Origin of the sequence: Bradyrhizobium sp. dw_78 (assembly GCF_018449525.1) — a bacterium.
In the GTDB taxonomy this organism is placed as follows: Bacteria; Pseudomonadota; Alphaproteobacteria; order Rhizobiales; family Xanthobacteraceae; genus Bradyrhizobium.
Window position 1 is genome coordinate 75,865 of record NZ_JAAVUS010000015.1, and the last position, 25,944, is coordinate 101,808.

Below are 25,944 nucleotides of genomic sequence, written 5' to 3' on the forward strand. Positions count from 1 at the left end.
AGGCAGGAGTTCTAATGCGCAACGTCGTTGTCGAAAACGCGCGCGAAGCTGTCGCCGGCATCAAGGACGGCGACACGGTGATGATGGGCGGCTTCGGCGGCGCGGGCCTACCGACCGGCGTGATCGAGGCGGTGCTCGACACCGGGGTGCGCGAACTCACCATCATCTCGAATAATGCCGGGGCGTCAGGCCCCGATCTCTCGCTGTGGTTTGCCGCGGGGATCGTGCGCAAGATCATCTGTTCCTATCCGCGCAATGCTGAAGCCTTCGCGCAGCGATACCGTGCCGGCGAAGTGGAGCTCGAACTCGTCCCCCAGGGCACGCTCGTCGAGCGGATCCGGGCCGGCGGCGCTGGACTTGGCGGCTTCCTCTCTCCCGTCGGAGTCGGCACCGTGTTTGCCGAGGGCAAGCGTGCGATCGACGTCGATGGCCGTGGCTATATTCTCGAGTTACCGCTGCGCGCCGATTTTTCGTTCGTGAAAGGACGCCAGGCGGATGCGCTCGGCAACGTCACCTACAACAAGACCGCACGCAACCATTGCGCCGTCATGGCCACCGCAGCGACGACCGTCGCCGTGGAGGTCGACGAGATCGTCGAGGTGGGGACCATGGACCCCGAGGCCATCGTCACCCCCTGCATCTTCGTCGATCGCGTCTATATGAGGAAGCCGCAATGAGTTCCTTGTCCCGCGACGCCCTCGCCCGCCTCGTCGCCGCGCATCTGCCGCAGCAGGGTTTTGTCAATCTCGGCATCGGCGCGCCATCCCATGTGGCAGATCATTTGCAGCCGGACAGCGGCGTTATCCTGCACAGCGAGAACGGTATTCTAAATATCGGGCCTCGCCCTCCGCAAGGCGAGGAAGATTGGGATCTCATCAACGCCAGCAAAATCCCGATCACAGCCAGGCCCGGCTGCTCTTATTTCGATTCCAGCCTGTCTTTTGCGATGATGCGCGGCGGTCACATCGACGTAGCCATCCTCGGCGCATTTCAGGTGTCGCAGAGCGGCGACCTCGCCAACTGGAGCACGGGCGAACGCAACGGATCGGTGCCGGGCATCGGCGGGGCGATCGATTTGGCTGTCGGTGCAAAGTCCATCTGGGTCATGATGGAACATACGACCCGCGATAAGGCCCCACGCATTGTCGACCGCTGCACCTATCCGCTGACAGCCGCCGGCGTGGTCAGCCGTATCTTCACGGATCTCGCCATTATCGACATCACACCGGATGGGCTGGTGGTCGATGCCCTGCTGGAATCCGCGTCGATCGAGACTCTCAAGGTCGTGACCGCAGCACCGCTGATCGCATCCGGCTCGATGCGGACCATCGGGCTTGACGGTACGATTGGCGGCATTTGATACGATCGATATCTTAGAGCATGCCCCTCTTGATCGCCGGGTATGCCCGCGCCTTCGATGAATTCGGGAAGGACATATTGACGCGTCCATGATTCCATTTACGAGCGCTTTGCCCCAATGCCTCTCAACCTGAAATTCCTGCGGCTCCAGCGCAGCATGACGCTTGAGCAGCTCTCAAGCCGAGCCGGCCTGACGCGCAGCTATCTGTCCAAGCTGGAACGCGGGCTCTCGGCGCCTTCGATCGGCTCCGCGATCCGGATATCCAACGCGCTGAGCATCAGCCTCGAGGAGATGTATGGGCAGGAGAAGGACCATGATCCCATCACGATCGTCAGGAGCAAAAACGGCAAGCCTGGCGATCCGGCCATGCACCTGTCCCTGGTGGCGGGAATCAATCCCGAGCGCGTCATGCGCGCCTTCATTATCCGTCCGAGCCGGACCGCCAAACGCGGGCGCATGATGAGCGAGCATGAGGGGGAGGAAATTCTATTCGTCCTGACCGGCAGGATCGAACTTGTGATCGGCAAGCGAAAAGAGGTGCTGAAGCCGGGTGACTGCGTGCAGTTTTCCTCGACGATGCCGCACAAGCTCACCGCCCTGACAAAAGAGCCGGCTTCCGCACTCGTCGTGATCGCCGTGAACGGCATTTTGTAGTCTTAGCTCGCCCAACTGCGCCCATTCGCTCCCGAAGCGCGATGACGTTTCACGTTGCCGCGGATGGAATCGGCGAGCGGCGTCTGCTCGCGACGGATGGCTCACAGCAGGGTCGCACCGAAATTGCGGTCGGGATCGATGTCCGATACCAGGCGGCCGGTCGGCTTCGCCGCCTCGCCTCCGGCGCGAGCGAGGAAGCGACCGGAGCCTGCTTCGACCGAACGCTTGCCGTCCGCGACGATGATGCGCCCGCGCGACAGCACGGTGACCGGCCAACCGCGCAGCCTGCGGCCGGCAAAAGGCGTGTAGCCGGCGAGGTCGTGCATCATCCCGTCGCCCAGCGTGATCTCGCGCTGCGGATCCCAGATCGCGATGTCCGCATCGGCGCCGACAGCAATCGAGCCCTTGCGCGGATGCAGATTGTAGATCTTTGCCGGCGCCGTCGCGGTCAGTTCAACAAATTTTTCGAGTCCCAGACGCCCCTTTGAAACCATCGCATCGAACAGCAGCGGCAAACGAACTTCCAGTCCCGGCAATCCATTCGCGATCTGCTTGAAATTGAGATTGGGACCAGCGCGCAATTTACCCGATACGTCAAACCGGTATGGCGCATGATCGGACGAAACAGTCTGGAGATCGCCGAGCGCGAGCGCCTGCCACAGCGCCTCCTGATCCGAGGCGCGGCGCGGCGGCGGGCTGCACATCCATTTCGCGCCTTCGACGCCCGGCTTGTCAAGATCGTCGGCGGTGAGAAAAAGATATTGCGGACAGGTCTCCGCGAACACCTTCAGGCCCTGCCCGCGCGCATCGCGGATCACCTTGGCGCCTTCGGCCGTCGACACGTGAAAGATCATGATCGGCTGATCGATCAGCGCGGCCATGCCGATCAGCCGGTTGAAGGCCTCCGCTTCCGAAACGCGGGCATGGCTGATGGCGTGATATTTGGGATCCGTATAGCCGCGCGCGAGCAGCCTCTTCACCATCCAGGAAATAATTCCGTGGTTCTCGGCATGGGCACAGAGCAGCGCGCCTCCGTCGCGGGCCGCCAGGAGAATGTCGAGCAGTGGCTCGTCCTCGATTTTCAGGCGATCATAGGTCATGAAAATCTTGATCGAGGCATGGCCCTGCTTGATCAGCGCCGGCAGATCGGTCTCCAACGTCTCCCTGGTCGGATCGGCGATGATCATGTGAAAGGCGTAGTCGATGACCGCGCCTTTTCGCGCGAGAGCATGATAATCTTCGAGCACCAGGGGCAGTTTCATGCCGACATGTTGAGCCGCGAACGAGATCACGGTGGTGGTGCCGCCGAAGGCTGCCGAAACGGTGGCGCTCTCGAACGTGTCGGCGTTCATGATGCCCGCGGCCGAAAGCTGCTCGATGTGAGCGTGGCTGTCGACCCCGCCCGGCAGAACCAGTTTGCCCCGCGCGTCGATCTCGCATGGTGCGCCCGCCAGCCCGCGGCCGATGGCGGCGATGGTCTCACCGGAAATGGCGACATCGGCCTCGAACAGGTCGCTCGCGGTGGCGACGCGCCCGCCGCGAATGATAAGGTCGTAAGCAGGCCCGGTCATGGCAAACTCCCAAATCCCGACTTCCAAGTCTTCGACTTGCGACAAGTCTTCACTGCAACAAGTCTTCGCTGCAAATTTTCGCTGCAAGCCTTCGCCGAATGGAAGCACAGATCGTGCCGTCACGCTCCCTTGCGCTGACGGAACAGGCAACGGCTCATGCCTCGTCGGATGGCACGGTCATTGCTTCCATTTCAGCTTCTGCCGATGCGTCATTCCGCAGGAAAGCACCATGTCCCGGCCGCGCATTCTCGTCATCAATCCGAATTCCAACCACCTGGTGACGCAAGGGCTGGAGCACGCCTTGAAGCCGCTTGCCTTCGAGGACGGGCCGGAGATTGTTTGCGAGACGCTGGCCGAAGGGCCTTACGGGATCGAGAGTCAGGCCGATGCCGACAGCGTGGCGATGCCTCTGCGCCGTCTCGTCGAGAGCGATAACCGCTCGGCGGCCTTCGTCATCGCCTGCTACAGTGATCCGGGCCTGCATGTCTGCCGCGAACAAACGGATCGGCCGGTTTTCGGCATCGCCGAATGCGGCGTGCTGACCGCGCTGGCGCGGGCGGAAACCTTCGGCGTTATCGCGATCGGCCAGCGCTCAATCCGTCGCCATAGCCGCTATCTGCGGCAGATGGGGTTGACGGGACGCCTGGCCGGAGAACGACCGCTCAATATCAGTGTGGCGGAGGCGGCGTCGGGCGAAGGAGCGCTGGCGAAGATGATCGAGGTCGGACGGCTGCTGAAGGACGACGACGGCGCCGGCGTCATCGTGATGGGATGCGCCGGGATGGCGCGCCATCGCAAACCGCTGGAGCAAGCGCTCGGCATTCCCGTGATCGATCCGACGCAGGCGGCGGTGACCATGGCGCTCGGCACCCTGCAGTTCACTCATCACTGATTTCCGTCGAACGGTTTACCCGCGCCGGACCGGTCATCTATAGCGTTTTCGAGCGAAGTGGATTCCGGTTCGCGTAAAGAAAACGGATCAAAACAAAACGGTAGAGCCCGGTTCTGATTCAATCAGAACCGATAAGGCTCTGATTGAATCAGAACCGATAAGGCTCTACGCTTCCGGCGGCGGCACCGCTCCGGTGCGGCTGGTGATCAGGCCGTAATGCTCGATGCGGCGGTGGCGGGCGAAGTTGAAGATCGTGCTCTTGCCGAAGACGGTCGCGTCGAGATCGCAAGGGTAAAGCAGAAGCTCGTCTTCTTCGGTCCTGGCCTCGGCGACAATTTCGCCGTCCGGGTTGACGATCAGGCTGCCGCCGATCAACGGAAAGCCATCCTCGATGCCGGCCTTGGCAACCGACACCACCCAGGTCGCGTTTTGATAGGCGCCGGCCTGCACGGACAGGCGATTGTGGAACAACCGCTTCTCGGGCCCCTCCTCGCTGCGCTGGGAATTGACCGAGGGCGTGTTGTAGCCGATCAGCACCATCTCGACGCCTTGCAGGCCCATGACGCGATAGGTTTCCGGCCAGCGGCGATCGTTGCACACCGCCATGCCAAAGATCCCGCCGAGGGTGCGCCATACGTTGAAGCCGAGATCGCCTGGCTCGAAGTATCGTTTCTCCAGGTGCTGAAAGGCGCGTTCCGTATCGAATTCCGAATGCCCCGGCAGATGAACCTTGCGGTATTTTCCGACGATTTTGGCGGATCTGTCGGTGAGGATGCAGGTGTTGAAATGATGCCCGTCCGGTGTCAGTTCGGCGTAGCCGAAACTCATTGCCATCTGGTATCGCGCGGCGCGCTCGAACAAAGGCTTCGTCGCCGCGTTCGGCATCTCCGGCTCGAACCAGCCATCGACCTCGGCCTGATCCTCCATGTACCAGCGTGGAAAAAAAGTGGTGAGGGCCAGCTCCGGATAGACAATCAGGTCGGCTTCCCCGGCCTTGGCTTCATCCATCAAAGCGATCATGCGCTTGACGACGGCTTCGCGGCTATCGGCCTTCTGGATCGGGCCCATCTGGGCGGCGGCGACGTTGATAACGCGCATGGAAAACTTTCCGGGTGCTTTTATTAGGCGTGTTGCATAAATATGGAGCAGCTTGAGGATGTTATTCCTCGGCATCCATTCCGGCTCAATCGGCGTCAGCAGTTAGAATTCTGGTTCACCGGGAGTCAATTCCCGGAGAACGCTGGCGGCTGGCATGCGTCTTTCACAGCCGGGCGATGACAGCGACGGGGCCGCCGCCGGCTGGGCCTTGATGCTCGGCTCCCCCTGAAACATAGACCGCGCCGGTTCCCGATAGGCCGGCGATCAGTCCGCCGACGGCGGCGCGGGCGTGCCGGGTCGCGCTGACATCCGTGTCCTCGAGCATGGTGTGACGAAATCCACGCACTCTGCCGCTTGGCGAGGCTTCCGCCTTGGCGAAAATATTGACCAGTTGACGGTTCGCCATCGGCTTGGAGCCCTCTCCGGCGCCGAGTCCGACGCATTTCAGCGCCTCGATCACCGCAGCGGAATCGATCGCGTCACGCATGACGGCGTGCCCGATCTCAAATGGACTCGCCGACGATGATGAATTGCCCAGCACGATGACCACATTATGCATGAGCTCTATCCCGGACGATGTGGACGCCACCGAGGAAAACAACTCGAAATTTCGCAGAACCTGCCCGTCGCCAATCTCGCCGTCGATCTCACCAAGCGCCATCGCGACCCCAAGCGCCGACGCGCCGCGCGAATACCCCATCGAACCGTAGGCGCTGCTTGTAACCGTCTTATTGCCGCGCGCGACCGCCGATTCGACGCGCTCACTCGTCAAAAGCGGACATTTGATCTGCACGAAATGAACGTCGTGTGGATCGGCAATGGCGGCATCGGCCATGGCCGTTGCCACGGCCTTTGCGGTCTCCTCGATCTGCGCGCTGCGGCCGAGTTCCTCGGGCAGGAAATCCCGCGTATGGGCGATCCCGATGCTGAGGCGTTTCCCGGAAATGCCCTCGGATGAACGATCGACACGCTCGGCGCGCGTAAAGACGGTGATATGCGGACTGAGCACGCCTTCCGTCCCGCCGGACATCACGAATGCGATCCGCTCTTCCACGCGATGTGGAGGCAGATCGACGTGAGGTGCCAGGGCTGCGCATAGCGCGGAAACGGCGTATTCCCGCGTGAAATCGTTGACGCCGCCATTGCCCTCGGTTTTTCCCAGGATCGCGAGGATCGCGCCCGGATCGATCTTGCCCGACTCGATGAGGCTCAGCAGGCCCGAGACATCGCCGGGGCCTTTTGTGGCGATGCGAACGACGTCCACCGATGTTGAGCGCATGCGATTCCCCTTCCCCGCGACGCCACGACCTCAACGGCCGCGAAAAACTTCACCGATCACCGGGGCTGACCACGGCAAGCGAGGTCGGCATCTTCGGGGTGAAGACAGGATATGGCAAGCCATGATGGCTCTGCCGTTTCGGGAGTCGCCCCGAGCGAATGCTTTGATCGTGCAGAGGCCGGCCATCGCCGACATCCGACACAGGACGCATTTTCGGCAACACTTCAATTATTTAAGCCCCTAAACCAAAGTCGCGCATCAACCGCATCAAACAATCGGGATTCGTTCGGTTTTCGGTACATTTGGCACATCTGTTGCATTTGCCTTCGCTGGACCTGCCGGCTCGCCCAGGTTGCCCGGATTCCCGGTAGACAATGCGGATTGATACAGATGACGACCACGGCGGCGCTAGAACTGGTGCAACTGACCAAACGATACGGCAGCGTGACCGCCGTCGACGCCATCGACCTCAAGATCCCGGCCGGCTCCTATTGTTGCCTGCTCGGGCCATCCGGCTGCGGCAAGACATCGACGTTGCGAATGATCGCCGGGCATGAATCCGCGACGTCAGGCGATATCATCGTCGGGCCGAAAAATGTGACGGATCTGCCGCCTGCCGCCCGCAACACGGCGATGATGTTCCAGTCCTATGCTTTATTCCCGCATCTCTCCGTTATCGACAATGTTGCCTTTGCCTTGAAGATGAAGGGCGTTGCCAAGGCACCACGCCATGCCGAAGCAAACAAACTGCTCGAGCTCGTCGATATGCAGGCTTATGCCGCAAGACTGCCGGCGCAGCTTTCCGGCGGCCAGCAACAACGCGTGGCCCTCGCCCGCGCCCTGATCACGTCTCCGCAGATCCTACTGCTGGACGAGCCGCTTTCGGCGCTCGATCCGTTTTTGCGGCTGCGCATGCGAACCGAACTGAAAAAGCTTCAACGCGAGCTCGGGATTTCCTTCATCCATGTCACGCACGGCCAGGACGAGGCGATGGCGCTGGCCGATATCGTGGTTTTGATGAACGGCGGACGAATCGAACAGCAAGGTTCTCCGCGCGAAATCTTCAACCACCCCCGGACGGAATTCACGGCGAAATTCATCGGCGGCCATAATGTCATTGCCGTCGGCGGCGAGACCTTCGCCGTTCGCAACGATCGCCTGCTGTTGAAAAAGCCGGGCGAGGCCGTCGCGGGTCCGTCGATCGCCGGTACCGTCAGCGAGGTCGAATACCAGGGAACCTATGTCCGCGTCGCGGTCGCCGCCGACGGCGGAGCCGACATCTCCGCCCAACTCACGGAAAGCCAGTTCGACGCCGCCAACTACATCGTCGGCGAACGTGTCCTCGCCACCTGGGATCCGGCGCTGGCGAGCCCGCTGAAGACCCGTAATCCTGTAACCGTCACGTCGTCCGAACAGGCGGCCTGACATCCTTGGAGACGAGCATGAGCAGTCGTTCGAAATCCCATAACGGTGTTAACCGTCGCGCCCTGCTGAAAGGCGCGGCCGGAGCGGTCGGTCTTGCGGCGGGTTCGGGTGCCATTACCGGCTTTCCCTATGTCTATTCGGCCGAGCCCAAAGTTCTGCGTTATCTCGGCACCGCGGTGAATGAAGGCGACGAGATCTCAAAGAAATGCCTGGAAGATACCGGGATCAAGATCGAATACATCACGGCAACGACCGACGATGTGACCAAGCGTGTGATCACCCAGCCCAACTCGTTCGACGTGCTCGATACCGAATATTTCTCACTGAAGAAACTGGTGCCGTCGGGAAATATTTTCGCGCTCGATGCCAAGAAGATCAAGGAATTCGACAACATCACCCCGGTCTTCACCAAGGGGCAGTTGCCGAACGGCAAGAAAATCGGCGATCAAGGCACGGCGCCGTGGAAGGTGCTTTATCTAGAAGGCCCGAACTCCAAGAAGTTCTCGACCACGCCAACCGAATTCGTGACGCTGATCCCGACGGTCTACAACGCCGATACGCTCGGCATCCGCCCCGATCTGATCAAGCGGCCGATTGAATCGTGGACCGAACTGCTCAATCCCGAGTTCAAGGGCAAGGCCTCGATCCTCAACATTCCCTCGATCGGCATCATGGACGCCGCGATGGTGGTCGAAGCCAGCGGCCAGCACAAATATACCGACAAGGGCAACATGACGAAGGCGGAGATTGATCTCACCATGAAGATCATGACCGAAGCCAAGAAGGCCGGTCAGTTCCGCGCCTTCTGGAAGGATTTCAACGAATCCGTCAACCTGATGGCCTCAGGCGAAACCGTTATCCAGTCGATGTGGTCCCCTGCGGTCACCAAAGTGCGCTCCATGGGAATCGCCTGCACCTTCCAGCCGCTCAAGGAAGGCTACCGTTCGTGGGCGTCAGGGTTCTGCGTGTCGAAGGCGGTTTCAGGACCGAAGCTCGATTGGGCCTATGAATTCGTGAACTGGTATCTGTCGGGCTGGGCCGGCGCTTATCTCAATCGCCAGGGCTATTATTCCGCGGTTCTGTCCACCGCCAAGGCCAACATGACGCCCGACGAATGGGGCTACTGGATGGAAGGCAAGCCGGCGGTCGGCGATATCAAGGCGCCGGACGGCACCGTCCTCGAAAAGGCCGGCGCCAAGCGTGACGGCGGTTCCTATGACGACCGCATGGGGGCCGTTGCCTGCTGGAACGCCGTCATGGACGAAAACGACTACATGGTCCGCAAGTGGAATGAATTCATCGCAGCCTGATGCCATCTCGGGACTTGCCGCGCAAAAACGGCGCGGCAAGTCCTTTTCCGGTGTGACCGAGATCGGCCTTTCCATGATTCAGGACCGCAAATCCTTCTTCGCGTGGCTTCAGGCCGCGCCGATGATGCTCGTCTTCGCACTGTTCTTTCTCTTGCCGCTCGTTTTCGTGACGATTGTCAGCGCGTGGGATTACAATGAATATGAAATGATCCCCGCCTTCAGCCTGCGCGGCTACACCGATACGTTCGAGGGCTGCGTCGCCGATCTGCCGGATCTGTGTACGATCCTGAAGACCTATCTGAAAACGTTGCAATTGTGCCTGATGACCTGGAGCCTGACGCTGCTGATCGGCTTTACGGTTGCCTATTTTCTCGCATTCCACATCCGGTCCAAAACCTGGCAGATCGTACTCACCCTGCTGTGTACCATTCCATTCTGGACCTCGAACGTGATCCGCATGATCGCGTGGATTCCGCTCCTTGGCCGCAACGGCCTGGTGAACAACGCCCTCGAGGGCATGGGCCTGATTCATCAGCCGCTGGAATGGCTGCTGTTCTCCGAATTTTCCGTCGTCCTCGCGCTCGTTCACCTGTTCACATTCTTCATGGTGGTGCCGATCTTCAATTCGATGATCCGGATCGACAAGCGGTTGATCGAGGCCGCCTATGATGCGGGAGCCACGGGATGGCAAACCCTGGTGAACGTCGTCATTCCCTTGTCGAAGCCCGGGATTGTCATCGGCTCGATCTTCGTGATCACGATCGTGATGGGCGATTTTGTCACGATCGGCGTGATGGGCGGTGAACAGATCGCATCCGCCGGAAAAATCATCGAGACGCGCCTCAACGCCCTGCAATTCCCGGCCGCCGCCGCCAATGCGGTCATCCTGCTCGGCATTACCATCCTGATCATTTCGGCGCTGACGCGGATCGTCGATATCCGCAAGGAGCTGTGAGATGGGTGAGAAGCGGTCGCGATCTTTCTATGTTCTCGCGGCGTTTTTTGCCGCCTATGTCCTGTTTCTGTACGGGCCGATGTTTGCGATCTACATCCTCTCGTTTCAGGGGCCAGACGGCGGCCTGACCTTTCCGATGAATGGCGTTTCCCTGCATTGGTTCAGCAAGGTCTTCTCCGGCACGGGCATCGTCGATATCGGCGCGGCTTTCAGGCGGTCGCTCGAGCTCGGCCTTGTCGTCATGGTGCTGACGGTCATATTGTCGGTTTCGGCCGGCATGGCCTTCCGCAAATCGTTCAGCGGCGCGACTTTCCTGTTTTACGTCGCCATCGCCAGTCTGATCATGCCGTCGATCATTACCTCGCTCGGCATCGCACTGGAATTCCGCCTGTTTGACGATTTCATGATCAAAAATGGCGCCGAGGGTTGGACCACGGCGATGGGACTTTTCACGTCGGGCCTTGGCGCTCACCTCACCTGGACCCTGCCGTTTGGGCTTTTGATCATGTTTGCGATTTTCAACCGCTTCGATAGCCGGCTTGAAGAGGCCGCGCGGGATCTCGGCGCGACTCCATGGCAGACATTTCGGCATGTCGTGCTGCCGATCATATTGCCGTCTGTCGTGGGTATCGGCCTGTTTGGCTTTACCTTATCGTGGGATGAACTCGCGCGTTCGAGTCAGGCCATCGGTTCCGTCAACACCCTGCCGCTTGAATTGCAGGGCCTAACGACAACGGTGACTAAACCGGACATCTATGCGCTTGGAACGCTGACCAGCGCGGTATCCTTTCTCGTCATTTTCCTGGCGTTGATCGTCATCCTCGTGCTCCAGGCGCGACAAAGGCGTCACGGGTCGGATGCCGGCAAGGGAATGGTCTAGGACCGTCCTCGCGCGCATTCGCGCGGTAATCCGAGAACCTTCAGCACAGCTTCAAGAGCGTCATGTCGTTCGACCTGAAATGTGGTCCGTAATAGGCCAGCATTTCTGACGTTTCCGACGTGTGGTCGGAGCTTCGAATAAATCAGCGAAGCGCGGCTTGAATTGCGTGCCGGTGCGGCGTCGCCCCCTCCGCAACTCGCCAACCTTCATCGCGAGCATTGCGGCCGCATTGGCATCACCGAATGGCCACACGGAAATCAGACGTTGACCGGATTTCGTCGATAGAATTCTTTGGTTTTTAAACCGGGAAAGGAATGACCATGCGAATCTTTACAGCATCTGTCATTGTTGCTGCACTCTCCCTCGGAACACCGGCTTTGGTGCAGGCGCAAGGAACGTCCTCACAACCCGGGGCGCAGACCCCGTCTGATCAATCCAGCACGATCATCCGGAGCATACAGGTCGTCAACCTCAAGGATCTCAAACCGAAAGTGCGGTCGAAGGTCGAAAACGTCGTCGCGCAGACCAGCGAAGACGACCTGCGATCACTCCGGAGTTCCATTGAATCGACGCCGGAGGCGGTGGCCGCCCTTAAGGCCAATGGCCTGAATTCATCACAAGTCGTCGCTATCAATATCGCTGACGGCGTCCTGACGATGTTCGCCAAGACGGCTTGAAACCAAGGCCGTCTGAGGCCGACAGCTTGAACACGATAGTTTGAAACGGTCTGTTGGCTCGACAGGCGAGACCGGTTCGGCATGAGCCGGCCCAAATTCAGCGATGCTCCGTTCGGATCTATTTATCCGTACGGTGTAAGTTGACGCTTGTCCGCGCGGGTGCGGACAGCACGTCCGCGCTCATTCGCGACAAAAATCAAATTCGACATTGATTTGAAGCCTCGCCTGCGGTTGGATGCTTTTTTCCGGGTTATCTTTTGTACCAGCCTCGTCGCTTGGCTTACCTCACCCGGCCATTTCGAAAAACGTTGGAGCAAAAATCCTAGATAAAAAAATCATGGGAGCGAAACGCGATGAAGCAGATAGTGCGCCGAATTGCTGCCAAAGGATACAGAGAGCTCATGTTGAGGGGCTATCTTCGCAATGTCTGGTATCCCCGCTACCAATTTCAATATTTTCCCAGACAGTTATGTTTTCTTGCAGATTGCCTGGATCGCACAGCCGACGTCGACGGTTCGGTCGTGGAAATCGGTTGCGCGCACGGCCTCACCACAACGTTCCTGTACGAGTACCTGGCTGACACCGGAATCCTCAAGGAATATATCTGCATCGACACCTTCTCAGGGTTCACTTCCGAGGACATTTCGATCGAGAAAAAGCAGCGCGGGAAAAACCACGACTACGGATGGGAATTCAAGAACAACAATGTTGAATGGTTCAAGGAGTCCCTCGCCCGAAGGCACATCACGGACATCAAGGTTCTCAAGGCTGATATTTCATCGCTGGACGACGCCCTCCTGCCCGATCGGGTCTCGTTTTGCCTGCTCGATGTTGACCTCTATCAACCGGTCAAGGTCGGTCTGGAACGGATATTCCCGCGGCTGAGTCCCGGAGGCATCATTGTGGTCGATGATTGCTGGTCGAAGTCCAGGCATATGTGGGTCGACGGCGTTGGCGAAGCGTATGACGGGGCCATGCAGGCCTATAAGGAATTCACTGCAAAGCAAGGCCTGCCGCAAAAATTCGCCGAAACGAAATTGGCATTAATTGAACGTCCCAAAACCTCGACATAGTCTTGGCCGCGATACGATTTCGGCCGCGCGCTGTTTCGCCGGCGATTCGGAAATTCTCTTTGTTTTCGCAAGGCTCATTTGAGCGCTGTAGGGAAAGAATGCCGGACCGGCGTCGACCGCACTGTTTTGCGTGCGGCCTGACGCCAGGTCCTTTCGCCGCGGTCGGTCACGACCAATAAGATATCGCGATCCGGATCGCGGATACCTCGCCGGTTCACGAAATTGCTGGAGGATTAGGCAGAAAATTCGAGAGTTTTGGCATTCAGGCGACATCGCTGCCGGGCGTAGGGTCCGTGGCGAGGCCTTGGAAGGCGATCGGGAAAAGCGACTGAAAGCGTCCCGTGAGCCACTAGCCAAAGGACAGTTCGTTGAAGACAGTCGTGATGGCCGGCAGCGCCTCCGGATTGGGCATAGTTGCCGCGCAACAGATCGCTCAGGCTTGCATGGTCGGCTTGTCTGAACTGGCCTGATGCCCTTCCTTGTCCCGAATCCCAGCTCGAACAGGGCGATCAGGCAAATCCGCAGATCTCATGCATGCGTGGCAGCAGGGCGCTTCCTTTGGAAAAGCGGCTCGATGTTCAAATTCCGCTCCACCGCCGCACTGATCTGCCTGGCCATCGGCCTTGTCGGCTGCGGCAGTCGATTCGTCGGCATCGATCCGGCGCTCGCGCCCGAGCAACGCGACCAAGCACAGCGCGATGCGCGGCGGCCGCCAATCGAGACCGATACGCGTTACGAGACGGTGACGGTGGAATCCGATCTTGCCATTCCACTCGATCGTTTCGTGAACTGGTTCACCACCATCGGCGCGCCGCAGTTTGCATCGTTCATGACGGGTACGCCGGCCGTGTCGGGCGCGGCACGCAGCGATCCGCTGATCGGGTCATGGCGCAAGGTAGGAGACCGGCGCCGGGTCGTCTTTGCCGACGGCAAGAGCGAGATCGAGGAGATTACCGCCGATCAGAAACCAGAGCTGTTCCAGTACGAGATGTGGAATCTGACAAACGATATGGGCCGATACATCACTTACGGTCTCGCGGATTTCAGCTTTGCCGGCCGCGAGTCAGGCACCCATATCCGGTGGACCTATTCGTTCCGCCCCTTGGCGTGGCCCGATGGCTGGTTCATCTCCCGCGTGGTTCATGAAGACTTCCGGCAATTCATGGAGACGACCCTCGCAGCCATGCAGGCAAGGGCACTGTCCGATCTGGCCAGAAAGTGAGCAAGCAATATGCACAAGATCCTTCTCTACGCGGCATTCGGGTGGCTTACGATCGCCGGTTTCCTGCATTTCATCATCGACGTTCTTTCCCAATATGTGCGCGGCAAGCGCCTGCCGGGAATTGAAACGAGCCTCTATTACGGCATGAACAGCGCCTACGCGCTCGGGCAAGTGTTGTTTGGTCTTCTGGGTCTCTGGCTTGCCTGGCGTGCGGTGGACGTTCTCGGCGAACGGCCGGTGATGGCTCTCTCGCTTGCCGGCGCCGCCGGCTGGCTGGTGATTGGCTTCATGTTCATCGAATATTGGGAGCCAAAATTCATCGCCGCGCTGTTCGCCGTCCTTATCATCGCTGCTGCTGCGACGGCCTGACGGTTTCGCCATACGGCTATCTGCGCCAACGTGTCACGTTCCTGGCAGATGATCATGCAGAGGCGCTAGCATGCGATCGACCGTCGGGCTGATCATCCGCTGCAACAGTCCGTTTGGCGTGACGCGGCTGATGAATTTCATCACATTGCTCATGCCCGGCCGGATTTCGAGCCGGTCCTTTCGAATCCCCTCGATCGCGCGCCGCGCCAACGTCTCGGCAGACATTACCGGGATTCCCTTGCGGTCCTCTTCATCGAACGCACCGGTAGCAAGCGGCGTCAAGGTAAGCGGCGGCGCCAGTTCGAAGACAATGACGTTGGTTCGTTTGAGTTGGACACGCAGGGAAATCGTGAACGAATGGACGGCAGCCTTGGTGGCACAATAGACCGGCGAGGCCGGGGCCGGAAGGAAAGCCAGCCCCGACGAAACGTTCATGATGGCCGCGCTTTTCTGAATCTTAAGATGCGGAAGAAACCGCGCGGCCATGCGGATCGACCCGGCGAGATTGATATCGATCTCGCGGGTGAGGTCTTCGAGCTTTCCGCCGGAATCATGCAGGTTGATCTGGCGCATGATGCCTGCGTTGTTGATCAGCACGTTGAGCGCCGGGAATAGTCCGGTGACCTGCTCATAAAGGTCCGCGATGGCCTTGGGATCGCTGACATCGCTCCGGAAGACATGGAGTCCTGGAAGCTTCCTGCGCGCTCCCTCGAGAGCGGACGGATCACGGCCCGTGACGATGACCGTATTTCCGAGCGCCAGGAACTGTTTGGCGAGTTCGAAGCCGATGCCCGACGTCCCGCCGGTAATGAGTATGGTGTTGCCCGAAACCTTCATCGATGCACCTCTGATCGTCCCTTAAAGGCGGCGCGTCAAAGGAACATGCCGCCGGAGGCTTCGATGCGCTGGCCAGTGACCCAGCGGTTGTCATCGGAAAGCAGTGAAGCGATCATCGGGCCGATATCGTCCGGGAGCCCTGCCCGGCCCATCGCCGTCACCGACGCGACGAACTTGTTGTATTCCGGGTTGTCGCGCACCGCGCCGCCGCCGAAATCGGTTGCGATCGCGCCGGGCGCCACGGCGTTGACGGCAATGCCGCGCGGGCCGAGTTCCTTTGCCAGATAGCGGGTCAGCACCTCGATCGCGCCTTTCATGGCGGCATAGACGGAAAGGCCCGGCAGGCTGAAACGCGCCAATCCGGAGGACAGGTTCACGATCCGGCCGCCATCGGCGATCAGCGGCAGCAGCTTCTGCGTCAGGAAGTAGACGCCCTTGAAATGGATGTTGCAGAGCCGGTCGAAATCGGCCTCCTTCGTTTCCGCAAAGGGCGCGCTATGGGCGATGCCGGCATTGTTCACGAGATAATCGAAACGCTCGCGGCCCCAGACATTCCTCAGAGCCTGCCGGACCTCGTCCGAAAAACCCTCGAAGGCTGATATGTCGCCGGTGTCGAGCCGGAAGGCGACGGCCTTGCGCCCGAGCGCCTCGATCTCGGCGATAGCGCTCTCTGCCTCGGCCCGGTTCGAGTGGTAGGTGATGATGAGATCGACGCCCTTGCGGGCGAGGCTCAGCGCGGTGTTGCGGCCGAGGCCGCGGCTCGCGCCGGTGACGATCGCCACTTTCGTTGTCGAAATCTGCTGTGCTTGGTCTGACATCGGACGACTCCCTGTTCGGTTGCGCCAAACATGGAGATCAAAGCCGTGGGCCGCTTGCCTGAAGCCTTAAATTTCTTGCCTGATCCTCCGACCCCTACTGGCAAAGTCCGTAATTCGGGCTAGATTCGTGCGTGATATTCCGCCTCCCCGGCGGCTAAGGGTTATCGGAGGAAAGCAATGTCGCCGGCCTTGAAAGCTGCTGTCGAGATCTACGTCGCCAGGAGCGGCAACGGAGACGGCCTTATCGCGACGCCGGTCGCCGACCTTGTCCTGATGAAGACCAGCAAGAGGCTGCTGCCGCACCACATGATCTACAAGCCCGCGCTCTGCGTCGTCGCGCAAGGAGCCAAGCAGATCACGCTCGGCGATGCCGTCTTTGATTATGCCGAGGGACAGGCGCTGGTCGTTGGCGTCGAACTTCCCGCCTTCGGCAGCGTCACCAGGGCGCCTTATCTCGGCATGACCCTTGAGTTCGATACCGCTGTCCTGCGCGAGGTTCTGGAAAAGCTCGATCCAATGCCGAGGCCTGCCGGCGAGGTTGGCCTCGGCCTCTTTGTCGAAACCTTGAACGAGCCACTCGCCGACGCCCTGCTGCGGCTCGTTCGCATGCTCGACGCGCCCCAAGCGGTCGCGGTCCTTTATCCCTCCCTCATGAGGGAGATCTGTTACTGGCTGCTGACCGGCCCCAATGGCGGCGAGATCTGCAAGCTTGCACTGGCGACGGGCCATGCCCAGCGCATCGCCGCCGCGATCCACCTGCTGCGGGATAATTTCGCACGCGCCATCCGCATCGAGGAACTAGCCGAGGCGGCATGCATGAGTCCGTCCTCGTTCCATCAGCACTTCAAGGCGCTTACGGCGATGACACCGCTGCAATACCAGAAACAGTTGCGCCTGCTGGAGGCGCGGCGCCTGATGGCGGCGGATGCCGCGAACGTCACGCACGCGGCTTTCCAGGTCGGCTATGAGAGCGCTTCCCAGTTCAGCCGGGAATATTCCCGCATGTTCGGAATCCCGCCGAAGCGCGATGCGATGAATATGAAGGCAATGCCTGAACCCGTTTAGAGGATATTGGATCAGGCACGATAGGCCTGATCCCGCTCCCGACCACATATTCGGCGCCGATTATGGCTTCTCCTCGTCCGGTCCGGCTCCCGCATCCGGTCCGGAAATTTCTTGGAATTCTAATCGCCCTGCTGGAACCATTGGACGGCGACGGAGTTGGTTCATTTGGCCCGATGGGGCGAGTTCCAACTTCTTTGCCGAACGGTCGTCCTCCCTTGATTTGGTATTCCGCCGCCGCTTCTATGTGGCAACCGGTTGCGCCCATGATGGATTCGGTGACGCCTTTGCTGAGGGAATACCATGAGCGATCTTGATCCCGGAGCCGTGTCACCGCCTCCTCATCCGATCTCCAAGCGCAAATCCGGAACGAATCCTGGACCGGATTCGTGGCAGGATCTGCTGCAAGCGCTTCAGGCGATGCGCAGCGGGGATTTTTCGGTCCGGATGAGCGGCGACTATCTCGGCATCGAAGGCAAGATCGCCGATACCTTCAACGAAATCATTGCCGCCAATCAGCGCATGGCGCAGCAGCTCGAGCGCGTCGGCCAGGGTGTCGGACGCGAAGGCAAGACGCGGCAGCGCGTCAGATTCGGTCTTGCCAGCGGGTCGTGGGCCGACATGGAAAGCTCGGTCAACACCTTGATCGACGACCTGCTATGGCCGACGCGCGAAGTGACGCGCGCCGTCGCCGCGGTCGCGCAAGGCGATCTGTTGCAGACCGTGCAGCTCGATGTCGACGGCCGCCCGCTCGGCGGCGAATTCCTGCAATCGGCCAACATCGTCAACACGATGATCCGGCAGCTTGGCGTGTTCACCTCCGAGGTGACGCGCGTGGCGCGCGAAGTCGGTACCGAAGGCAAGCTTGGCGGTCAGGCCCAGGTGCCCGAAGTGACCGGCGTGTGGAAGGATTTGACCGAGAGCGTCAACTCGATGGCCAATAACCTGACCGGCCAGGTCCGCAACATCGCCGAAGTGACGATCGCGGTCGCCAATGGCGATCTCTCCAAGAAGATCACGGTCGACGTGCGCGGCGAAATCCTTCAGCTGAAGGAAGCCATCAATACCATGGTGGATCAGCTTCGCTCTTTCGCCTCCGAAGTCACCCGCGTCGCCCGCGAAGTCGGCACCGACGGCAAGCTCGGCGGCCAGGCGATCGTGCCCGGCGTCGCCGGCACCTGGAAAGATCTCACCGACTCCGTGAACGCGATGTGCGGCAACCTGACCGCGCAGGTGCGCAACATCGCCAACGTCACCACGGCGGTGGCCCGTGGCGACCTCTCGCGCAAGATCACGGTGGATGTCCGCGGCGAAATTCTCGAGCTCAAGGACACCATCAACACGATGGTCGATCAGCTCAATGCCTTCGCCTCGGAAGTCACCCGCGTCGCCCGTGAAGTCGGCACCGAAGGCAAGCTCGGCGGCCAGGCCCAGGTGTCGGGCGTGGCCGGCACCTGGAAGGACCTCACCGACAACGTCAACTTCATGGCCTCCAACCTGACGGCCCAGGTCCGCAACATCGCCGATGTCGCAACCGCGATTGCCGGCGGCGACCTGTCCAAGAAGATCACGGTGAACGTATCCGGCGAAATCCTGCAATTGAAGGAAACGCTGAACACGATGGTCGACCAGCTCAATGCCTTTGCCGGCGAAGTCACGCGCGTCGCGCGCGAGGTTGGCACCGACGGCAAGCTCGGCGGCCAGGCCGAAGTGCCCGGCGTGGCGGGCACCTGGAAGGATCTCACCGACAGCGTCAACTCGATGGCCGGTAACCTCACCGCCCAGGTCCGCAACATCGCCGAAGTGACGACCGCCGTCGCCAATGGCGACCTGTCGAAGAAGATCACGGTGGATGTCCGCGGTGAAATTCTCGAGCTGAAGGACACCATCAACACGATGGTCGACCAGCTCAACGCCTTCGCCGGCGAAGTGACGCGCGTGGCGCGCGAAGTCGGCACCGAGGGCAAGCTGGGTGGCCAGGCGCTGGTGCGCGGCGTGGCCGGCACCTGGAAGGACCTGACCGACAGCGTCAACTCGATGGCGAGCAACCTGACCGGTCAAGTCCGCAACATCGCCGAGGTCGCAACCGCGGTGGCCGAGGGCGACCTGTCCAAGAAGATCACGGTGAACGTATCCGGCGAAATCCTTCAGCTCAAGGAAACGCTGAACACCATGGTCGACCAGCTCAACGCCTTCGCCGGCGAAGTGACGCGCGTGGCGCGCGAGGTCGGCACCGACGGCAAGCTCGGCGGCCAGGCCGAGGTGCCCGGCGTGGCCGGCACCTGGAAAGACCTCACCGACAGCGTCAATTCGATGGCCGGCAACCTCACCGCCCAGGTCCGCAACATCGCCGAAGTCGCAACCGCGATCGCCGGCGGCGATCTGTCGCGCAAGATCACCGTGGATGTCCGCGGCGAAATCCTTCAGCTCAAGGAAACGCTGAACACCATGGTCGACCAGCTCAACCGGTTCGCCGGTGAGGTGACGCGCGTGGCGCGCGAGGTCGGCACCGAAGGACGCCTGGGCGGCCAGGCCAACGTCCCCGGCGTCGCCGGCACCTGGAAGGATTTGACCGACAGTGTCAACTCGATGGCCGGCAACCTTACCGGCCAGGTCCGCAACATCGCCGAGGTCACGACGGCGGTGGCCAAAGGCGACCTGTCCAAGAAGATCACAGTGGACGTCAAAGGCGAGATCCTCGAGCTGAAAAACACCGTCAATACGATGGTCGACCAGCTCAATGCGTTCGCCTCGGAAGTGACGCGCGTGGCGCGCGAGGTCGGCACCGAAGGCAAGCTCGGCGGCCAGGCCGAGGTGCCGGAAGTCGCCGGCACCTGGAAGGACCTCACCGACAATGTCAACTTCATGGCGTCGAACCTGACCGCGCAGGTCCGAAACATCGCCGAGGTCGCGACCGCGATCGCCGGCGGCGACCTCTCCAAGAAGATCACGGTCGACGTCCGCGGCGAAATCCTGCTGCTCAAGGATACGCTGAACACCATGGTCGAGCAGCTTCGCTCCTTTGCGGCCGAAGTGACGCGCGTGGCCCGCGAAGTCGGCACCGAGGGCCGACTCGGCGGCCAGGCGGTGGTGCCGGGCGTCGGCGGCACCTGGAAGGACTTGACCGACAACGTCAACCTGCTCGCCGCCAACCTCACCACCCAGGTCCGCAACATCGCGGAAGTCACGACGGCGGTGGCGCGCGGCGACCTCTCGCGCAAGATCACAGTCGACGTGAAGGGCGAAATTCTCGAACTGAAGAACACCATCAACACCATGGTCGATCAGCTCAATGCCTTCGCCGGCGAGGTGACGCGCGTCGCGCGCGAGGTCGGCACCGAAGGCAAGCTCGGCGGCCAGGCCGAGGTGCGCGGCGTCGCCGGTACCTGGAAGGATCTCACCGATACCGTGAACTTCATGGCCGCCAACCTGACCGAGCAGGTGCGCGGCATCGTCAAGGTCGTGACGGCCGTGGCCAATGGCGATCTCAAACAGAGCCTGACGGTGAAATCGAAGGGCGAAGTCGCCGCCCTTGCCGACACCATCAACAACATGACCGAGACGCTGGCTATTTTCGCCGACCAGGTCACCAGCGTCGCCCGCGAGGTGGGGGTCGAAGGCCGGCTCGGCGGTCAGGCCAATGTGCCCGGCGCCTCCGGCACCTGGAAAGATCTGACCGGCAACGTCAACCTGCTGGCGGCGAACCTGACCTCACAGGTGCGCGCGATCGCGGAGGTGGCGACCGCCGTGACCAAGGGCGACCTCACCCGCACCATCCAGGTCGACGCCCGCGGCGAAGTGTCGGAGCTGAAAGACAACATCAACACGATGATCACCAATTTGAGGCTCACCACCGACCTCAATACCGAGCAGGACTGGCTGAAGACCAATCTCGCCAGGTTCACCAATATGCTTCAGGGCCAGCGCGACCTCGCCACGGTCGGACGGTTGCTGCTGTCCGAATTGAGCCCGCTGGTCAACGCGCAGATGGGCGTGATCTACCGGGTCGAGAACGAAGACCATCCGCAGTTGCGCCTGCTTTCGTCCTATGCCGGCGACGGCGCCTCCCCGCACCGGCAGATACTGCAATTCGGCGAGGGACTGGCGGGTCAATGCGCGATGGACAAGCGCCAGCAGCTATTGTCGGATATCCCGCCCGACGCGGTCCCGATCAGTTCGGCGCTGTTGCGCGTGGTTCCAAAGGACCTCGTGGTCCTGCCCGTCCTGTTCGAAAATCACGTCAAGGCCGTGATCGAGCTTGCCTCTGTCGGCACCTTCACGGCGTCGCAGATGACGTTTCTCGAGCAGCTCACCCACAGCATCGGAATCGTGCTAAACAGTATCGAAGCGACGATGCAGACCGAAGGGCTGTTGAAGCAGTCCCAGCAGCTTGCCGGTGAGTTGCAGACCCAGCAGAGAGAATTGCAACAGACCAACGAGCAGCTCGAGCAAAAAGCCCAGCAACTCGCCGAACGCAACGTCGAAGTGGAGCGCAAGAACCAGGAAATCGAGCAGGCCCGCCGCGCGCTCGAAGAAAAGGCGAGCGAGCTCGCGCTGACATCGAAATACAAATCCGAATTCCTGGCCAACATGTCGCATGAGCTGCGCACGCCGCTCAACAGCATCCTGATCCTGGGCCAGCAGCTCACCGAGAATCCGGACGGCAACCTGACCGGCAAGCAGGTCGAGTTTGCACGAACGATCCACGGTGCCGGAACCGACCTGCTCAACCTGATCAGCGACATCCTCGACCTCTCCAAGATTGAATCGGGAACGGTGACGGTAGATGCCGAGGAAATTCTCACCTCCAGTCTTTTGGACACGGTCGGCCGGCCGTTCCGGCACGAGGCCGAAAACCGTCAATTGACGTTCAATGTCGAGCTCGACCCGAATCTGGCGCGCAGCATCGTCACCGACTCCAAGCGCTTGCAGCAGGTGCTGAAGAACCTGTTGTCGAATGCATTCAAGTTCACCGCAGAGGGCGGTGTCAGCCTCAAGGTCGCGGCCGCCGTGGGCGGCTGGAGTCCCGAGCATCCGCTTCTCAATGCGGCGTCGGCCGTGATTGCTTTCGAAGTATCGGATACCGGGATCGGCATTCCCCTGGAAAAGCAGAAGCTGATCTTCGAGGCGTTCCAACAGGCGGATGCCGGCACGAGCCGCAAATATGGCGGCACCGGCTTGGGTCTGGCGATCAGCCGCGAGTTGGCGAACCTGCTCGGCGGCGAAATCCACCTTCACAGCACCCCCGGCAAGGGCAGCACCTTCACGCTTTATCTGCCGCTGAAATATTCCGGACCGACGGTGGCGCCGCGCACAAATGCCCCGCGGCCATACGGCGCTGTGCCGGCGCTGCCTGCCGCGACACCGGAGCGCGTGATCGAACAGGTGCCGGATGACAGGCTAAGCCTGGAACCTGGCGACACCATCCTCCTGATCGTCGAGGACGACCCCCATTACGCGCGGGTGCTGGTCGATCTGGCGCGCGACAAGGGTTTCAAGGTGCTGGTGGCCGCGCGCGGCGCCGAGGCGCTGGATCTCGCCAAACAATTCCAGCCGACCGCCATGTCGCTCGACGTGTTCCTGCCCGACATGCTCGGCTGGACGGTGCTGAACCAGCTCAAGCACAATCCCCTCACCCGCCATATCCCGGTCCAGATCATTACCCTGGACGAAGACCGTCAGCATGCGCTGGCGCGCGGCGCGTTCTCCTTTGTCAACAAGCCCACCACCACGGAAGGATTGAGCGCAGCGCTGTCGCAGATCAGGGAATATGCGCGGCCGCGCCGCAAGCGGCTGCTGGTTGTCGAAGACAACGCCGCCGAACAGCTCAGCATCCGGGAACTTCTCGATCATGACGATATCGAGATCACCACGGTCGAAACCGGCGCGGCTGCCCTTTCCGCGTTGCGCGACACCCCCTGCGATTGCATGGTGCTCGATCTGCGACTGCCCGACATGAGCGGATTCGAGGTGCTTGACCGGATCCGCCATGACAGCGAGCTGTCGAATGTACCCGTCGTGGTCTTTACCGGGCGGGAACTGTCCGCCGAAGAGGACGCGGAACTCCACGTCCTGGCACGCAGTATCGTGGTCAAGGGCGTGGAATCGCCGGAACGGCTGCTCGACGAAACATCACTGTTTTTGCACCGTGTGATCACGGAATTGCCGGCTGAGAAGCAGCGAATGCTGGAAAAGCTGAACAGTTCCGATGAGGATCTGATCGGCAAAACTGCGCTGCTGGTCGACGATGATGCCCGCAACATCTTCGCCTTGAGCAGCGTCCTTGAGCGGCGCGGCATGAAAGTCCTCACCGCGACCACCGGAAGCGAAGCGGTCGCTCTGGTCGAACAGAACCCGGAAATCGCGATCGTTTTGATGGATATCATGATGCCGCAAATGGACGGCTACCAGACCATCGGCGTCATCCGGCAAAACCCCGTGTTCTGCCGCCTTCCGATCATTGCATTGACGGCCAAGGCAATGAAGGGTGATCGGGAGAAATGCCTGGAGGCCGGCGCATCCGATTACCTCGCCAAGCCGGTCAATACCGAACAACTTCTCCTCGCCATCCGCATGTGGCTGCACCGCTGATCGGTTTTGTATGATGGACCATGAAAAGGTGAACATACTTCTGGTCGACGATCAGCCTGCCAAGCTGCTCGCCTATGAAGTCATCCTGAAGGATCTCGGCGAGAATCTCGTCGCGGCGGCCTCGGGACGGGAAGCACTCGAGATTCTGCTCAAGACCGAGATCGCGGTCATTCTGGTCGATGTCTGCATGCCGGAACTGGATGGCTTCGAACTTGCCGCCATGATCCGCGATCATCCGCGCTTCCAGAAAACGTCGATGATCTTCATCTCGGCTATCCAGGTCAGCGATTTCGATCGCTTGCGCGGCTATGAGATGGGCGCCGTCGATTACGTTCCGGTGCCCGTCGTGCCCGAGGTGTTACGGGCCAAGGTCAGGATCTTCGCGGAGCTCTACCGCAAGACCCGGCAATTAGAGCATTTGAACGCCGAGCTTGAAGATCGCGTCCGCGCCCGAACCGCCGAACTGGAGGAGTCGACCGCCCGGCTGATCGAAAGCGAGCAGCGCCGCAGCATGGCGCTCGCGGCGGGCCGGATGGGCTCCTGGGACTGGGATTGGGACAATGGCGACTGGATGTGGGACGAAGGCCAGTACCGGATTTTCGGTGTCGAGCCGCAACAGTTCGAGGTCAATTCGGCGAATATCCGAACCCTGCTGCACCCGGACGACGTCGAGGACCTCCGCAGGATGATCGAAGAATTCGCCAAGGGCGCGCAGTCGCATGAGGCGGAATTCCGGATCCATCGCCCGGATGGCGAGATGCGCTGGTGCGTCGGCACCGCGGCGGCGACCCTCGATAAAAACGGCCGCATCGTGCGGGTGAGCGGCGTGACGGTTGATATCACCGACCGCAAGCGCGCCGAGGAACGTCAGAACCTGCTGACCCGGGAAGTCGATCACCGCGCCAAGAATGCGCTGGCGCTGGCCCAATCCATCGTGCGCCTGACGCGCGCCGATAATGTCAAAACCTATGTCAACGCCGTGGAAGGCCGCATCAATGCGCTGGCCCGGGTTCACACCATTCTCTCGCTGTCGAGCTGGCAAGGCGCCGAAATAAGCAAGCTGGTCGATGAAGAAATCGCGGCCTATTCAATGGGCGGCCAGATCCGGCTTTCCGGCTCGGAAGTCCAGTTGCAGCCGGCAACCGCGCAAACGCTGGCGCTGGCCTTGCACGAGCTCATCACCAACTCGGCCAAATACGGAGCGCTCTCCACCCTGTCGGGACACTTGTCGATCGAATGGGACGTCGAGGATGATGTGCTCGCGCTGATATGGGAAGAGACCGGCGGTCCGCAGGTGCAGCCGCCGACCTCGCGCGGGTTCGGGACAAGGAGCCTGATGACCAGCGTCGAGTCCCAACTCGGGGGACAGGCGCTGTTCGACTGGCGCGCCGAAGGCCTGATCTGCCGGCTGCTGATTCCGCTGGCGAGAAAAAAGCCGATAGCGGAACTGCATGACAGACATGGCGCTGCCGCCAACCTCTCCCGTCAGCGTGCGTCCTGATAGGCCACACGCCGATATTTTAGCTTTCAGAGCAGCCGGGCGCGGCCGAACAACACGCGCAGGGCATCGGTTGCCTGCACCGTCAACATCGCGTTTTCGGAGGCATTCTGAAGCGCACGCAGGGCGTCTTCGTGCAGCGATTTGAATTCCATCCACTCGACCGAGCTGAGACTGGTGATGAATTGATAGGCTTGGCCGACGGTGCCGATGGAAAGCGTTCTGCCGTTCAATCTGATTTCGAACGTCGCGCGCAACGGTGTGCCGCAATGAGAGGCATCACTCATGTTTCGGTTGCGCCGCGCGGGCGGCGACCAAAGCCATTCCGCACTCTTCCATGCAGCGCATATGCCGGAAGGCCGCTTTGGTCAGC

Annotated in this window: 21 protein-coding genes; 15 read left to right on the forward strand and 6 right to left on the reverse strand. The window is 60.8% G+C overall.

The genetic code is table 11. The annotated features are described in order from the left end of the window. The first annotated feature begins 14 nt into the window (after nt 1-14). From HB630_RS27265 to HB630_RS27275, 3 genes are all read left to right on the forward strand, one after another. The gene (locus HB630_RS27265; protein ID WP_213775816.1) at nt 15-677 is read left to right on the forward strand and encodes a 3-oxoacid CoA-transferase subunit A; all 663 of its coding nucleotides are present in this window, start codon (nt 15-17) and stop codon (nt 675-677) included. Further along, a complete protein-coding gene (locus tag HB630_RS27270; RefSeq protein WP_213775817.1) occupies nt 674-1,360 on the forward strand; it encodes a 3-oxoacid CoA-transferase subunit B in 687 nt (228 codons plus the stop codon). The genes HB630_RS27265 and HB630_RS27270 overlap by 4 nt, the downstream gene beginning before the upstream one ends. 117 nt (nt 1,361-1,477) lie before the next feature. Continuing rightward, the gene (locus tag HB630_RS27275; protein WP_213775818.1) at nt 1,478-2,014 is read left to right on the forward strand and encodes an XRE family transcriptional regulator; all 537 of its coding nucleotides are present in this window, start codon (nt 1,478-1,480) and stop codon (nt 2,012-2,014) included. Between the two features lie 101 nt (nt 2,015-2,115). Here HB630_RS27275 and hydA read toward each other — a convergent pair whose 3' ends face one another. Continuing rightward, nucleotides 2,116-3,585 carry a dihydropyrimidinase gene (gene hydA, locus HB630_RS27280; protein ID WP_213775819.1) on the reverse strand — a complete coding sequence of 490 codons (1,470 nt, stop codon included), beginning with the start codon at nt 3,583-3,585 and terminating at the stop codon, nt 2,116-2,118. Nucleotides 3,586-3,814: 229 nt separating this feature from the next. Here hydA and HB630_RS27285 point away from each other — a divergent pair, with 229 nt between their 5' ends. Continuing rightward, the gene (locus HB630_RS27285) at nt 3,815-4,477 is read left to right on the forward strand and encodes an aspartate/glutamate racemase family protein (RefSeq protein WP_213775820.1); all 663 of its coding nucleotides are present in this window, start codon (nt 3,815-3,817) and stop codon (nt 4,475-4,477) included. Between the two features lie 165 nt (nt 4,478-4,642). Here the strand turns inward: HB630_RS27285 and HB630_RS27290 are convergent, their stop codons facing one another. Beyond that, a complete protein-coding gene (locus tag HB630_RS27290) occupies nt 4,643-5,575 on the reverse strand; it encodes an N-carbamoyl-D-amino-acid hydrolase (RefSeq protein ID WP_213775821.1) in 933 nt (310 codons plus the stop codon). Between the two features lie 163 nt (nt 5,576-5,738). After that, nucleotides 5,739-6,854: a ring-opening amidohydrolase gene (locus HB630_RS27295; RefSeq protein ID WP_213775822.1), complete on the reverse strand. Its 1,116-nt coding sequence runs from the start codon at nt 6,852-6,854 to the stop codon at nt 5,739-5,741. 390 nt (nt 6,855-7,244) lie between these two features. On the opposite strand from HB630_RS27295, the gene HB630_RS27300 reads away from it, so the two are divergent. From HB630_RS27300 to HB630_RS27335, 8 genes are all read left to right on the forward strand, one after another. Then, nucleotides 7,245-8,279, forward strand: a complete 1,035-nt coding sequence (locus HB630_RS27300) for an ABC transporter ATP-binding protein (RefSeq protein ID WP_213775823.1) — start codon at nt 7,245-7,247, stop codon at nt 8,277-8,279. 17 nt (nt 8,280-8,296) lie between these two features. Next, a complete protein-coding gene (locus HB630_RS27305) occupies nt 8,297-9,589 on the forward strand; it encodes an extracellular solute-binding protein (RefSeq protein WP_213775824.1) in 1,293 nt (430 codons plus the stop codon). 73 nt (nt 9,590-9,662) lie between these two features. Further along, nucleotides 9,663-10,544, forward strand: a complete 882-nt coding sequence (locus HB630_RS27310) for an ABC transporter permease (RefSeq protein WP_249781081.1) — start codon at nt 9,663-9,665, stop codon at nt 10,542-10,544. 1 nt (nt 10,545) lies between these two features. Beyond that, nucleotides 10,546-11,424 carry an ABC transporter permease gene (locus tag HB630_RS27315; RefSeq protein WP_213775826.1) on the forward strand — a complete coding sequence of 293 codons (879 nt, stop codon included), beginning with the start codon at nt 10,546-10,548 and terminating at the stop codon, nt 11,422-11,424. A 314-nt stretch (nt 11,425-11,738) separates the two neighbouring features. Then, nucleotides 11,739-12,101, forward strand: a complete 363-nt coding sequence (locus HB630_RS27320) for a hypothetical protein (RefSeq protein WP_213775827.1) — start codon at nt 11,739-11,741, stop codon at nt 12,099-12,101. A gap of 353 nt (nt 12,102-12,454) precedes the next feature. Further along, nucleotides 12,455-13,174: a class I SAM-dependent methyltransferase gene (locus tag HB630_RS27325; RefSeq protein ID WP_213775828.1), complete on the forward strand. Its 720-nt coding sequence runs from the start codon at nt 12,455-12,457 to the stop codon at nt 13,172-13,174. 574 nt (nt 13,175-13,748) lie between these two features. Next, a complete protein-coding gene (locus HB630_RS27330; protein ID WP_213775829.1) occupies nt 13,749-14,396 on the forward strand; it encodes an SRPBCC family protein in 648 nt (215 codons plus the stop codon). Nucleotides 14,397-14,405: 9 nt separating this feature from the next. Then, the gene (locus HB630_RS27335; RefSeq protein WP_213775830.1) at nt 14,406-14,765 is read left to right on the forward strand and encodes a hypothetical protein; all 360 of its coding nucleotides are present in this window, start codon (nt 14,406-14,408) and stop codon (nt 14,763-14,765) included. A gap of 33 nt (nt 14,766-14,798) precedes the next feature. On the opposite strand, the gene HB630_RS27340 is transcribed toward HB630_RS27335, so the two are convergent. Next, nucleotides 14,799-15,602 (reverse strand): SDR family NAD(P)-dependent oxidoreductase, encoded by an 804-nt coding sequence (locus tag HB630_RS27340; RefSeq protein WP_213775831.1) that lies wholly within the window; start codon nt 15,600-15,602, stop codon nt 14,799-14,801. A gap of 35 nt (nt 15,603-15,637) precedes the next feature. Then, nucleotides 15,638-16,420: an SDR family oxidoreductase gene (locus HB630_RS27345; RefSeq protein ID WP_213775832.1), complete on the reverse strand. Its 783-nt coding sequence runs from the start codon at nt 16,418-16,420 to the stop codon at nt 15,638-15,640. A gap of 177 nt (nt 16,421-16,597) precedes the next feature. Between HB630_RS27345 and HB630_RS27350 the strand changes: the two genes are divergently transcribed. From HB630_RS27350 to HB630_RS27360, 3 genes are all read left to right on the forward strand, one after another. Further along, nucleotides 16,598-17,485, forward strand: a complete 888-nt coding sequence (locus HB630_RS27350) for an AraC family transcriptional regulator (protein ID WP_213775833.1) — start codon at nt 16,598-16,600, stop codon at nt 17,483-17,485. A gap of 300 nt (nt 17,486-17,785) precedes the next feature. Then, nucleotides 17,786-24,073 (forward strand): HAMP domain-containing protein, encoded by a 6,288-nt coding sequence (locus HB630_RS27355; protein WP_213775834.1) that lies wholly within the window; start codon nt 17,786-17,788, stop codon nt 24,071-24,073. Between the two features lie 13 nt (nt 24,074-24,086). Then, nucleotides 24,087-25,574: an HWE histidine kinase domain-containing protein gene (locus tag HB630_RS27360; RefSeq protein WP_213775835.1), complete on the forward strand. Its 1,488-nt coding sequence runs from the start codon at nt 24,087-24,089 to the stop codon at nt 25,572-25,574. Nucleotides 25,575-25,600: 26 nt separating this feature from the next. Here HB630_RS27360 and HB630_RS27365 read toward each other — a convergent pair whose 3' ends face one another. Next, on the reverse strand, nt 25,601-25,858 hold the full coding sequence (locus HB630_RS27365; protein WP_213775836.1) for a hypothetical protein: 258 nt from the start codon (nt 25,856-25,858) through the stop codon (nt 25,601-25,603). Between the last annotated feature and the right edge of the window lie 86 nt (nt 25,859-25,944).